The sequence below is a fragment of the Methylobacterium sp. PvP105 genome, from assembly GCF_017876975.1.
Classification (GTDB): Bacteria; Pseudomonadota; Alphaproteobacteria; order Rhizobiales; family Beijerinckiaceae; genus Methylobacterium; species Methylobacterium radiotolerans.
In genome coordinates, this window is sequence record NZ_JAGIPA010000005.1 from 145,146 (window position 1) to 158,343 (window position 13,198).

Annotated in this window: 8 protein-coding genes; 2 read left to right on the top strand and 6 right to left on the bottom strand. The window is 70.7% G+C overall.

The features are described from left to right. Positions 1-8: 8 nt before the first annotated feature. On the top strand, positions 9-1,328 hold the full coding sequence (locus tag J3A75_RS34295) for a dihydroorotase (RefSeq protein WP_127993118.1): 1,320 nt from the start codon (positions 9-11) through the stop codon (positions 1,326-1,328). Positions 1,329-1,339: 11 nt separating this feature from the next. On the opposite strand, the gene J3A75_RS34300 is transcribed toward J3A75_RS34295, so the two are convergent. From J3A75_RS34300 to J3A75_RS34310, 3 genes are all read right to left on the bottom strand, one after another. After that, positions 1,340-2,626 (bottom strand): hydantoinase/carbamoylase family amidase, encoded by a 1,287-nt coding sequence (locus tag J3A75_RS34300; protein ID WP_209651248.1) that lies wholly within the window; start codon positions 2,624-2,626, stop codon positions 1,340-1,342. Positions 2,627-2,857: 231 nt separating this feature from the next. Further along, positions 2,858-3,541, bottom strand: coding sequence for a type 1 glutamine amidotransferase domain-containing protein (locus tag J3A75_RS34305; protein WP_012329537.1), 684 nt, complete (start codon positions 3,539-3,541; stop codon positions 2,858-2,860). A 94-nt stretch (positions 3,542-3,635) separates the two neighbouring features. Further along, on the bottom strand, positions 3,636-6,335 hold the full coding sequence (locus J3A75_RS34310; protein WP_209651249.1) for an excinuclease ABC subunit UvrA: 2,700 nt from the start codon (positions 6,333-6,335) through the stop codon (positions 3,636-3,638). Positions 6,336-6,618: 283 nt separating this feature from the next. Between J3A75_RS34310 and J3A75_RS34315 the strand changes: the two genes are divergently transcribed. Further along, positions 6,619-7,458 carry an aldo/keto reductase gene (locus tag J3A75_RS34315; RefSeq protein WP_209651250.1) on the top strand — a complete coding sequence of 280 codons (840 nt, stop codon included), beginning with the start codon at positions 6,619-6,621 and terminating at the stop codon, positions 7,456-7,458. Positions 7,459-7,596: 138 nt separating this feature from the next. Here J3A75_RS34315 and J3A75_RS34320 read toward each other — a convergent pair whose 3' ends face one another. The 3 genes from J3A75_RS34320 to J3A75_RS34330 all read right to left on the bottom strand — a co-directional run bounded on the left by J3A75_RS34320 (position 7,597) and on the right by J3A75_RS34330 (position 13,097). Further along, the gene (locus J3A75_RS34320) at positions 7,597-9,864 is read right to left on the bottom strand and encodes a CDC48 family AAA ATPase (protein ID WP_209651251.1); all 2,268 of its coding nucleotides are present in this window, start codon (positions 9,862-9,864) and stop codon (positions 7,597-7,599) included. Between the two features lie 546 nt (positions 9,865-10,410). Next, positions 10,411-11,865: a putative bifunctional diguanylate cyclase/phosphodiesterase gene (locus tag J3A75_RS37160; protein WP_312892950.1), complete on the bottom strand. Its 1,455-nt coding sequence runs from the start codon at positions 11,863-11,865 to the stop codon at positions 10,411-10,413. Beyond that, positions 11,859-13,097, bottom strand: a complete 1,239-nt coding sequence (locus tag J3A75_RS34330; protein WP_209651253.1) for a cache domain-containing protein — start codon at positions 13,095-13,097, stop codon at positions 11,859-11,861. Before J3A75_RS34330 ends, J3A75_RS37160 begins: the two co-directional genes overlap by 7 nt. Positions 13,098-13,198 lie beyond the last annotated feature (101 nt).

Consider the following 13,198-nt stretch of genomic DNA (forward strand, 5'->3'; position numbering starts at 1 on the left):
AACCGGGCATGCATTACGACCTCCTGATCCGCGGCGGCACCTGCGTGACACCCTGGGGCTCCGACACGATGGATGTCGGGGTCCGCGACGGGCGCATCGCGGCCCTCGGGGTCCCGGCCGGTGCGACCGCGGAGGCGGTGATCGACGCCGCGGGCCTGCACGTCCTGCCCGGCCTGATCGACAGCCACGTCCACCTGCGCGATCCCGGCGACCCGGCGGTGGAGACGATCGAGACCGGCACGCGGGCCGCAATCCTCGGCGGGATCGCCACGCTGTTCGACATGCCCAACACGGTCCCGCCGATCGCCGACGCCGGGCGCGTCGCCTGGAAGCGCGACTACGTCGCGGGCCGCAGCTGGTGCGACATCGGCCTCTACGTGGCCGGGACGAAGACCAACATCGACGCGCTCGCGGCCCTGGAACGCGAGGCCGGGGTCTGCGCCGTCAAGGTCTTCGCCGGCAGCTCCACGGCGGCGCTGATGATCGAGGACGACGCGCACCTCGAGCGGGCGATGCGCGCCGGCCACCGGCGCATGGCCTTCCACAGCGAGGACGAGTACCGGCTCCAGGCGCGCAAGGCGCTGTTCAGCCGGGGGCAGCCCTACCGGACTCACATGGCGTGGCGCGACCCGGAATGCGCCTTCCTGGGCACGCGGCGCCTCATGGCCCTCGCGCGCAGGACCGGCCGGGCGACCCACATCCTCCACGTCTCGACCGCGGAGGAACTCGCCTACCTGCGCGACTTCCGCGACGTCGCCACCGTCGAGGTCTTGGTCAACCACCTGACCCAGGTGGCGCCGGAATGCTACGACACGCTGGGCGGGCTCGGCGTGATGAACCCGCCGATCCGCGACGCACGCCACCGGGCGGCCGCCTGGGCGGCCGTGCGCGACGGCACCGTCGACACGGTCGGCAGCGACCACGCGCCCCACGCGCGGGCGGCCAAGGCGCAGCCCTGGCCGGACTGCCCGGCCGGCCTCACCGGGGTCCAGACCCTGGTGCCGGTGATGCTCGATCACGTGGCGGCGGGGCGATTGTCCCTCGCCCGCCTCGTCGACCTGATGGCGGCCGGGCCGGCCCGCGTCTACGGGCTCTTGGGCAAGGGCCGCATCGCCGCCGGCTACGACGCGGACTTCACCCTGGTGGACCTGAAGGCCCACCGCAGGATCGAGGAATCGTGGATCGCCTCGCCCTGCGGCTGGACGCCCTTCGCGGGCCTCGAGGTCACCGGCTGGCCCGTCGCCACGATCGTGCGCGGGACCCCCGTCATGCGCGACGACGCGGTGCTGGGCGAACCCGTCGGTCGCCTCGCGCGCTTCGCCGCCTGACGGGGCGCCCCTCAGCCGCCGCACGTCTCCGCCACCAGCCACGCGGTGAGGATCGCCACGGCGTCGAGCAGGTCGTCGATCGCCATGGTCTCGTCGGGATTGTGACTGCCGTTGGCGTTGCGCACGAACAGCATCGCCATCGGCACGCCGGCCTTGGCGAAGGCGGCGGCGTCGTGGGAGGCCGGGCTGCCGAGGAGCCGCGTCGCGATGCCGAGCGCGTCCGCGGCCGCCGCGAACCCGTCGCGGATCCGGGGCGCGACAGTCCCGACGCCCGCCTCGGCGCGCGGGCCAAGCGTCACCGTCACGCCGCGGCGCGCCGACACCTCCGCCACCGCCGCCAGGAACGCCGCCTCCAGCGCGGCCAGCACCCCGGCGGCGTAGGCCCGCATGTCGAGGCTGAACCGGAACTCACCCGGTACGGTCGTCAGGCCGTGCGCAGCGGCGTCGGTGTGGAACCGGCCGAAGGTGACGGCCATCGGGCAGCCGGCCGCCTCGCGCTCCGCCCAGACCCGGTCCAGCGCCAGAGCGATCTCGGCCCCCGCCATGGCCGCGTCGCGCCGGAAGCGGCGCGGCGTCCCGACATGGTCGTAGCGGCCAGCGATGCGGACGTCAGGATAGCGGACGTTGCCGGGGATCCCGGTGCACAAGCCGACCGAGATCCCGGCCTCCTCGAGGCTCGGCGCCTGCTCGATATGCACCTCGAGGAAGGCGTGGATCGCGGCGGCGGCGCGGGCGGCCGGGCCGCGGACGAGCGCGTCCGGGTCGCCGCCCTCCCGGGCGATGTGGGCGGCGAGGCTGAGGCCGGTGTCGATCCGGGCCGCGTCGAGCGCCCCGTCCGGCAGCGCTCCGAGCGCCGCGCGGCTGCCGATGTAGGAGACCTGGAACCAGACGCTCTCCTCGGCGCGGATGCCGAGGACGGTGATGTCCCGCTCCGGCTCCAGGCCGAGCACGCGGATCGCCGCGACGGCGGCGAGCCCGGCCACCACGCCGGCGGCGCCGTCGAAGTTGCCGCCCTGGGCCACGGTGTCGAGGTGGGAGCCGATCAGGATCGGCGGCAGGGTCCGGTCCCGCCCCAGCAGCGTCATCGCGGTGTTGGCGGCGGCGTCCCGGCCGATCGCGAGGCCCAGATCCGCAGCGCAGCGCGCGACCACCGCGTGCGCCGCGGTCTCCTCCGGGCTGTAGGAGGGGCGGGTGAAGCCCGGCTCCGTCCGGCCGCACCGGGCCAGCTCCGCGAACAGGGCCTCGACCCGGCCGTGCTGCGCGCGCACGGCTGCCTTGATGGCGGACACGCGGTCCATCGCTACGCCTCCCCGGGCGGGGCCCCGGGACGGGCCCGCCGGTCGCCCCTGCCACTTTCGTGCCGGCCCGCCGGGGGGCGCGTCATCAAGCGGCCGCCGGAGCGGCGGGCCCCGTCACGGTGGCCGAGTCTGCCGGATCGCCGGCCGTGCGACCAGAGGCGCGGGTCAGCCCCGCGGCGCCGGCGTCGCGGGGATCCGAAGCCCAAACCGGCCGGTATGCGCCCCCTCCGGTCATCGATCGTCGAGCGTCGCTTTGAGGCGCTCGGCCGCCGGTCCGGACGAGGCCGGGTTCTGGCCGGTGATCAGCAGCCCGTCCCCGACCACGTAGGGCTGCCAGTCGCCGGCCTTGGAGAACAGGCCGCCCTTCCGCTTGAGCTCGTCCTCGACGAGGAAGGGAACCACCGCGGTCAGGCCCACGGCCTCCTCTTCGGTGTTGGTGAAGCCGGTCACCGCCTTGCCGGCGACGAGCGGCTGGCCGTCGGGCGTCTTGGCATGACGCAGCACGCCGGGGGCGTGGCAGACGAGGGTGACCGGCTTGCCGGCCCGGAGCGTCGTCTCGATCAGCCGGATCGAGGCCGGGTCCTCGGCGAGATCCCAGAGGGGGCCATGGCCGCCGGGATAGAACACCGCGTCGAAGCCCGCGTGGGTGACGCCGTCGAGCCGGCCCGTGCTTGACAGGGCGGCGTTGGCCTCGCCGTCCGCCTCGAAGCGCCGGGTCAGGTCGGTCTGAGAACCCGGCTCGCTGCTCTTCGGATCGAGCGGCGGACGCCCGCCCTTCGGCGAGACGAGGACCACCTCCGCACCGGCATCCTTGAACACGTAGTAGGGCGCGGCGAGCTCCTCGAGCCAGAAGCCGGTCCTGCGGCCGGTATCGCCGAGCCGGTCGTGGGAGGTCAGCACCATCAGGATCTTCATGGTCATTCTCCGGGGCTGGTCTGGGTCAGTCGTCCTGGATGCCGTCACCCGCGTCCGGTGCCGGCCGAGCCCAGAAACCGGGTCGGCGGGGCCATCACGGATCTCGGGGCTGCCAGCCCCCGTTGGCGTCGGCCTCAAGCTCCTCCCGCAGGTACGGTGCCGTGCGGCTCGCCCGCGCCCGGGCCACCACCTCGGGGCGGCCGGCCGCCACGATCGTGCCACCGAGGTTTCCGGCGCCGGGCCCCACGTCGATGACGTGATCGGCCGCCGCGACGACGCGCATGTCGTGTTCGACCATGACGACCGTGTTGCCCGCATCGACCAGGCCGTTGAGCTGGAGCATGAGGCGGTCGACATCGGTCGGGTGCAACCCGGTCGTCGGCTCGTCGAGGACGTAGAGCGTGCCCCCGCGCTGCCCCCTCTGCAATTCGGTCGCGAGCTTGATCCGCTGGGCCTCCCCGCCGGAGAGTTCGGTCGCCGGCTGGCCCAGGCGCAGGTAGCCGAGGCCGAGATCCCGCAGCACGGTGAGCGGCCGCAGTACGGCGGGCTCGTCCGCGAAGGCTTCGCAGGCCCGCTCGACGGTCAGCCCGAGCACGTCCGCGATGGTCAGCCCGTTCCAGGTGACCGCCAGCGTCTCCGGCGCGTAGCGGGACCCATGGCAGGTCGGGCAGGGGGCGTAGACGCTCGGCATGAACAGGAGTTCGACGCTGACGAAACCCTCGCCGTCGCAGGCCGGGCAGCGGCCCTTCGCGACGTTGAAGGAGAAGCGGCCGGCATCGTAGCGGCGCCGGCGGGCCTCGGGCGCGGCGGCGAACAGTTTGCGGACGCCGTCGAACAGGCCAGTATAGGTCGCGAGGTTCGAGCGGGGCGTGCGCCCGATCGGTTTCTGATCGACCTGGACCAAGCGGCGGATTCCCTCCAGGCCGCCGGCGATGCGCCCCTCCGTCGGGCCCGGCGCCGCGTCGAGGGGATCGTCCGGCTCGTCGTCGGTGTCGACGGGCCGGCCGAGGCGGTCGCCGACGAGATCCAGCAAGGCCTGGCTGACGAGGCTCGACTTGCCGGAGCCCGAGATGCCCGTGACGGCGGTGAGGCATCCCAGCGGGAACGCGACCGAGACGTCGCGCAGGTTGTTGCGGACGATCCCCTCCAGGCGCAGCCATCCCGCGGGCTCGCGCTGCGGTCGCAGCGGCGGCTCGGCGAGCCCGAACAGGTGAAGGCGCGTGCGCGACGCCTCCACGGCGCGCAGGCCCTCCGGCGGGCCGCTGTAGAGCACGGTGCCCCCGTGCTCGCCCGCCGCCGGACCGACATCGACCAGCCAGTCGGCGCGGCGCATCGTGCCGATATCGTGCTCGACGACGAACAGCGAGTTGCCCGAGGCGAGCAGCCCGGCAAGCGCGTCGTGCATGGCGTCACCGTCGGCGGGGTGCAGGCCGGCCGTCGGCTCATCGAGCACGTAGGCCACGCCGAAGAGCTGCGAGCGCAGCTGGGTGGCGAGGCGCAGGCGCTGCAACTCGCCCGACGACAGGGTCGTGGTGACCCGGTCGAGCGACAGGTAGCCGAGGCCCAGCTCCGTGAGCGTCCCGATCCGGTCGATGAGATCGGCGGCGAGGCGCTGGGCGGCGAGCCGCTTCTCGATCGAGAGGTTCGGGGTCGCGCGCACGTCCGGCGCGCCGGCATGGGCCGACGCTCCGGAGGCGGCCCGCCGGGCCCGATCGCGCCGGCCCACTTCGCGATCGAGCGTCCCGGACCCGGCGCTGGCGTCGGCGTCGTCATCGGGCAGCCGGTCCTCGGCGACCGGCCGCATCACCGCGGCGAGCTCGGAGAGCGGCATGCGCGACAGGTCGCCGATATCGAAGCCCGCGAAGGTGACCGAGAGCGCTTCGGGCTTCAGGCGCTTGCCGTGGCAGGCGGGGCAGTCCTCGCTGACGAGGTAGCGCGCCGCCCGTCGGCGCATGAGCGCGCTCTGCGACTTGGTGAAGGTCCCGAGCACGTGGCGGCGGGCGCTCGTGAACGTGCCCATGTAGCTCGGCTCCAGGCGGCGCTGGCGGGCGAGGCGCGTTTGCTCTGGGGAGAGCCCGGCATAGACCGGCTCCTGCGGCTGGTCGTCCGTGAACAGGATCCAGTCCCGGAGCGCCCGCGGCAGGTCCTTCCACGGCGTGTCGACATCGACACCCCGGCTCACCAGGATGTCCCGCAGGTTCTGGCCGCCCCAGGCCTGCGGCCAGGCCGCGACGGCGCGCTCGCGGATCGTCAGCGACGGGTCGGGCACCATGGAGGCTTCCGTGGCCCGGTAGATCCGCCCGAGCCCGCCGCAGGACGGGCAGGCGCCCTGGGGCGTGTTGGGCGAGAAGTCCTCCGCGTAGAGCATCGGTTGGCCCGGCGGGTAGGTGCCGGCGCGCGAGTACATCATCCGCACGAGGCTCGACAGGGTGGTGACGCTGCCGACCGAGGAGCGGGCGCTGGGCGTGCCGCGCTGCTGCTGCAGGGCGACCGCCGGGGGGAGGCCCTCGATGGAATCGACGTCGGGCACGCCGACTTGGTCGATCATCCGCCGCGCGTAGGGGGCGACCGACTCGAAGTAGCGCCGCTGGGCTTCCGCATAGAGCGTACCGAAGGCGAGCGAGGACTTGCCGGAGCCGGAGACCCCCGTGAACACGACGAGGGCGTCGCGCGGCAGTTCCACGTCGACGTCGCGCAGGTTGTGCTCCCGGGCGCCCTTTACCGTGACGTAGCCCGGCCGTCCGACGCCGGATCGCGCGATCCTGCCGGGTTCCCTGGGCGTCGGCTGGTCCATCGGATCGCTCTCTCGGCGGGCACTCTCGCGTAAAACAGCAAACGCCGCTGGACCGCGGATAGAGTCAACGCGCGAGACCATCCTTAGGGACACCCCGTAGCAAACCAGGGGCTACGGCCGACGTTTGTCTTTCACGACAAGGATCGGGATCCCGGCCTTCGAGCCCGCAGTGATCAGGCTGTCCGCCCGCGCACAGGGACGATCGCGGCCCGCCGCGGCCGGGTGTGACCTGCAGCCCGAACCGGCGCTGCAGAGCACACGTCGTTCAAGGGAGCCGTTGCAAATGGAACGACGTCCCTTCGGTCTCGTGCCGCACGAGGTGGCGCTGATCGGGCAGGGAACCTGGTACATCGACGACGCGCACCGGCCCACCGCGGTCGCTGCCCTGCGCCGCGGCCTCGATCTCGGGATGACCCACGTCGACACCGCCGAGATGTACGGCGACGCCGAGATCGTGGTCGGCGAGGCGATCGCCGGACGGCGCGACGCGGTGTTCCTCGTCTCCAAGGTCGTCCCCAGCAACGCCTCGCGCGCCGGGACGGTGGCCGCGTGCGAGCGCTCCCTCGCGCGTCTGCGCACCGACAGGCTGGACTGCTACCTCCTGCACTGGCCCGGTCCGCACCCGCTCGAGGACACCTTCACCGCCTTCGAACGGCTTCGCGAGCAGGGCAAGATCCTGTCCTGGGGGGTGAGCAACTTCGACGTGCCCGACCTCGAGGCCGCGTGGGAAGCCGGCGGCGAGGGCCGCATCGCCTGCAACCAAGTGCTCTACCACCTGGAGGAGCGCGCGATCGAGCACGCGGTCCAGCCCTGGTGCGAGGCGCACGGCATCGCCGTCGTCGCCTACAGCCCCTTCGGTCATGGCAGCTTCCCCGGCCCCCGCACGCCGGGCGGCCGCCTGTTGGAGAGTATCGCGGCCAACCACGGCGCGACCGCACGCCAGGTCGCGCTCCGGTTTCTCGTGCGGAGGCCGTCGACCTTCGCGATCCCCAAGGCGTCCAGCCCAGAGCATGCCGCCGACAACGCGGGCGCGAGCGCGCTCTCGCTGACGGATGCCGAGCTCGCCCGGCTCGACGCGGCGTTCCCGCTCGGGCCGCGGCCGCGTCGGCTGCCGATGCTGTAGGCGCCAGGATGCCCGCTCGGCCGAAACGGGCGCTCGCGCATGGCCTGCCTTGGTCAGCGGACGCGGCGTCCGATTCGAAGAAATCCCTGACGTGATCCCGTTTCGGGCGCCGCCCGCCCTTTCGCCTGGTGGGCCGCCTCAGCGCGGGGATAGGAAGCCGATCGGTTGGCGCTGCGGGCCCTCTTGCTTCAAGGTGCGCAGCATCTCCTCGTATTCCCGCTCCATCTCGGGTATGACCGAAGGCCGGGTCTCACGGGCAGCCTGTTCGAAATGTGCACGCTGCACCTGGGCCGCCTCCAGCGATTCGCGCAGCGCCAGCAGACCGGCGCGGCGCGTGAGATCTTCCAGATCCGCGCCGGTGAAGCGGGCGGTCCGCTCGGCAATCACGTCGAGATCGACATCTTCCGCGAGCGGCATGTCCCGCGTGTGAATGGCCAGGATCCGGCGACGGCCGGCGATGTCCGGAACCGGCACATAGACGAGTTCGTCGAACCGTCCCGGACGCAGCAGCGCTTGGTCGAGCAGGTTCGGGCGGTTTGTGGCCGCCATCACGACAACCCCCTGCAAATCCTCCAGCCCGTCCATCTCGGCCAGGAGTGTGTTGACGACGCGCTCCGTGACGGCGGGCTCGCCGAGACCCCCGCCCCGCGCTGGCGCGAGACTGTCGATCTCGTCGATGAAGATCACCGTCGGCGCCACCTGCCGGGCGCGTTGGAACAGGCGCGAGACCTGCTGCTCGGATTCGCCGTACCATTTCGACAGGAGGTCGGAGGATTTCGTCGCGACGAAGTTCGCGTCCGACTCCCGCGCCACCGCCTTGGCGAGCAGCGTCTTGCCGGTGCCGGGTGGCCCGAACAGGAGGAAGCCCTTGGCCGGCCGGATGCCGATGCGGCGGAAGGCCTGCGGCGACCGCAGCGGCAGCTCGACGCCCTCGCGCAGGCGCATCTGGGCCTCGGCGAGTCCCCCGACATCGTCCCAGGTCACGTCCGGCACCTGGATCATGATCTCGCGCAGCGCCGACGGCTGAATCCGTTTCATCGCCGAGAGGAAGTCGTCGCGCCGGACGCTCAGGCCCTCTAGGATCTCCGCCGGGATACCGTCGCGCAGGTTCACCTCCGGGAGGATCCGGCGCACCGCGTCCATGGCGGCCTCGCGCACCAGCGCGCCGAGATCGGCCCCGACGAACCCGTAGGTGGTGCGCGCGACCTCATCCAGGTCGACATCCTCCGCCAGCGGCATGCCGCGGGTGTGGATGCCCAGGATCTCGCGCCGGCCCGGCTGGTCCGGCACGCCGATGATGATCTCGCGGTCGAAGCGGCCAGGCCGGCGCAGGGCCTCGTCGATGGCGTCGCGCCGGTTCGTCGCGCCGATCACCACGATGTTCTGGCGCGGCTCCAGCCCGTCCATCAGCGTGAGGAGCTGCGCGACGATGCGGCGCTCGACCTCGCCGGTCACCTGCTCGCGCTTCGGGGCGATCGAGTCGATCTCGTCGATGAAGATGATCGAGGGCGCGCTCTGAGCGGCTTCCTGGAAGACCTCGCGCAGGCGCTGCTCGGACTCGCCGTACCGGCTGCCCATGATCTCGGGCCCGGCGATGTGGAAGAACCGGGCCTCGGTCTCGTTGGCCACCGCCCGCGCCAGCCGGGTCTTGCCGGTGCCGGGCGGTCCGTGCAGCAGCACGCCCTTCGGCGGATCGATGCCGAGACGCTGGAACAGCTCTGGGTGGCGCAGGGGCAGCTCGACCATCTCGCGGATCTGATCGACGGTGTCGCCGAGGCCGCCGATATCGTCGTAGGTGACGTCGGCGCGCCGCCCGTCCTTCGGCTCCTCGAAGAGCGGCCGGAGTTCGATCTGTGTCCCTTCCGCCACGTAGACGATGCCGCGGGGCTGTGTGGCGACGACGACGAGGCGGATCTCCTGCAGGCCGTAGGACGGCCCCTCGAGATACGGGCGCAGCTCCGGTGGAACGCGCGGGTCGGACGCGGCGCGCGACTGAGTCGATGTGGAGATGACGTCGCCCGAAACCAGCGGCCGCCGGAACAGCGTGCGGCGCAGGGCCTCCCCCGAACCCTGCAAGCGCATGTTCTTCTGAGCCGGCGCGACGACGACGCGGGCGGCCGGCCGGATCTCCGCGGGGTGGATCTCGACATGGTCGCCGCTCGCGGTGCCGGCGTTGACGCGCTGCAGCCCGTCGAGGCGAACGAGGTTCAGGCCCTCGTCCTCATCGTAGGGACCGACCGCGATCGCCGCGGTGTGGCGCTTGCCGACGACCTCGACAACGTCGCCCTCGCGCAGGCCGAGCTGGGTCAGCGCTGCATGGCCGAGTCGGGCGATGCCGCGCCCCGAATCCTGGGGGCGTGCATTGGCGACCTGCAATCTGAGCGCCCGCTCCTCGGCGTCAGCCATCTGAACTCCCGGGCAGGACCTCGGTCATGACGACATCTGGTCAACCGTCGGTGATCCGGATGGTTCGGATCGAGCCAGGACATGCCCGCGCCGCCACGACCATGGCGGCTGCGTCGCGACGGTCCGAGGCGGCACCGCCAAGGGCCGGTCAGGACGCGACGACCGGACACGGTCCGGGAGCCTCCGCATCTCCAGAACAAGCGGGCCTGCACGCAGTTCAGGATGCGATCCTTGATGATATGCTATTCGACTTCGATATCGGTCTCGCTTGACAAGGCAGAGTGCGACTCCGATTCCGCGCGGCCGATGCGCGCCCGTGGCCAATGCCATGATGCCAGCCGCGAAAGTGTCGCTGTTCACCGCATTCGACGACATCAGCGTGCGCCGGCGGGAAAGTCCTGTTCTTGGGGCCTCTCATGCTCCCTCAGGCCGGTCGCTCGGATCGATGGGAAGCGGGACGGGCTTCGGGGCTTCTTCCTCTGGCGATAGCGGTTTCGCTGTCGAGGAGTATTCGAGAACCGCTCGTTGGGCGGACACAAGTCGCCGCTAGGCGACCTTGAGATCACGATCGGGACCGACAAGCGCGCGGTAAGAGGCGATCGGCTGCGGTTTGCCGCGCAGATAGCCTTGTATCTCTGCACAACCGTGTTGCCGCAAGAAGGCCACCTGCCCCTCAGTCTCGACGCCCTCCGCGATGACCGGAATGTCCAAGCTCTCGCCGAGACTCAGGATCGCCCGGACGATCGCGCCGCCTTTGCTGGTCACGCCGATCTGCCATACGAACGACCGATCGATCTTGATCTTGTCGAACGGAAAAGCTTCCAACGTTGCCAGTGATGAGTATCCGGTGCCGAAATCATCCATCGAGATGCGCACGCCGAGCGCTTTCAGGTCGCGCAGCACCTCCTGCGCGCGTGCCGACCCCTTCAGGAAGAGGCTCTCGGTCACCTCGAGTTCGAGACGGTCGGCCTTCAGTCCGGTCTCCTCGAGCACCGCACCGACGACATCGCACAGGCCAGCTTGCTGCAGCTGCGCGATCGAGAGATTGACAGCGATGCCGAGGGGCAACGCCCAGCTCGCAGCCTCGCGGCAGGCCTCACGGAGCACCCACTCGCCGAGTGGGAGGATCGCCCCTGTCTCCTCTGCCAGCGGTATGAACTGCGCCGGCGAAATCGGCCCGCCGGTCGGATGGGTCCATCGCAGGAGCGCCTCGAAGCCGCAGGCGCGATCGGCGGCGATCCTGAACTGGGGCTGGTAATGCAGCGCGAACTGCCCCGTCCCGATGGCCGCGCGCAGGTCCAGAGCCAATCGTTGCCGCTCGAAAGCCGCCTTGTCCATATCCGCCTCGAAGAAGCGGTAGGTTCCCTTGCCTTCCTTCTTGGCGCGCACGAGCGCCATATCGGAAGCGGACAGCACCGCGTCGTAGGTGTCGCCATCATGCGGGAAGAGGGCGATGCCGACGCTGCAACTGATGGAATACCTCAGCTCGCCGTCCGCGTAGGGCGCTGAGATCGCATCGATGATAGCCTGGGCCCGCGCGGCAGCTTGCCCGGCGGCGAGATCTGTCGCCAGCACCGCGAATTCGTCGCCGCCGAGGCGCGCGACCGCGCCGCGCGCGCCGATCAATGCCTTCAGGCGCGCGGCGACCTCGATCAGCAGGCGGTCCCCGGCCGGATGACCGAAGAGATCGTTGACCTGCTTGAAGCCGTCGAGATCGAGGCAGAGAAGGGCCACTGCCTCGGCTCGATCGGCGCGCACTGCCAGCTCGCGTTCGACGACCTCCTCGAAATGCAGGCGGTTCGGCAATTGGGTCAGAACGTCGTGCCGCGCGAGGAAGCGCAGGCGCGCTTCGCTCCGGCGGCGCTCCGTGATGTCCTCATGCGTCGAAATCCAGCCTCCGTCCGGAAGGAGAACGCGGAGGACGCTGATGTCCCGATCGTCGGTCATGTGAACGACGCTCGCCGTGTCCGAAGGGGCCCGGGGCGATGGTGGCGTCAGCACTTCGTCCCAGGCCCCCCCGCGTCGCGGTGCTGCGCCAGCACGAACCCGCGCAGATCCTTGGCTTTCGTGCCGGGTTGCCGAAGTTGATCGGGGATCGCGTAGAGCGTGGCGAAGCGCTCATTCAAGATGACGAGCCGCTCGTCGACGTCGAACAGGCATAGTCCCTGGACCATGTTGTCGAGCGCGACGCCGAACCGCTCGTAATGGGCCCGTAAGTCGCGCTCGCTGCGGGCACGTTCTTCGGCGCTCGCGATCCGCCGCTCGGCGCTCGCCCCCCGAAGAAAGAGTTGAAACAGCGCCGCGATGCACACCAGGAGGAGGGCTGTTGCTGAACCGACCGCGAGCGCCTGCCGGCGGAAGGGGGCCAGGCACGCTTCTGTCGTGCGGCTGATGCTGAGAATGAGCGGATAGCCGGCGAGCGCCTTCGTCGCGATGATGCGTTCTTGATCATCGACGGGGCTCACGTTGCGCATCACGCCGCCCAGAGGATTCTTCTGGGCGATCAGCGCGGCCCCCGTGGTCGGCAGGATCTTGCCGATCACGTTTTCCCGATAGGGGTGACGGACGAGCAGCATCCCGTCGTGGCGGAAGACCGAGACCACGGCGTCGTCGGTCGGCGCGATCTGCCGGTACAGTCGTTCGAAATAGCCGAGCTCGATTGCGCCGAGCACGAGGCCGAGGAACGTTCCGTCGGGCGCCGTGACCTTCCGCGCGATGTAGATCGTCCAGGCACCGTCGCCGCGGTTCTGGACCGGCTGGCTGATGAAGCGTTGCAGCTTCGGGTCCGAAGCGAGCGCCTTGAAGTAATCACGATCTGCGATGTTGACGTTCGGGATCGGCCAGAAGCGGCTGAAGTTCAGGAGCTGGCCGGTGTGATCGATAATCGTGACCGCGTTGACCTGCGGCAAGGCGGCGACGCGCGCTTTGAGTGCCTCATGTAAGTCGTGTCGGCTTGCCGCCGCAGCGTACTGCGAAGGAGTGGCTACCTTTGCGCCGGCCATATCCTCGATGATGGCTTCCTGAACGATCTCGAGGGCCTGGAGCGAACGGTCGGCCTGATCAGCGAGGATCGTGGAGAGGCCGACGAGGTTGCGCTCGGTATCCTGCAGCGCCTGGCCGTACATGTCGGAGATCAAGATGGCCCCGCCCGAGGCGATCGCGAGAGCTAGAACGACCAGTGACGTGACGAGAGCGGGGTATGACCGATCAGGTGATCCGAACATCGCTGCCATCCCGGCCCTCATCTGTCGCCCTTCTCTGGCGCGGGAGCAAAAGGCGAACTCATAGACTCGGGCTGTTATCTCAGTGCATGCCCAGCTTCCGGCGCTTCGCA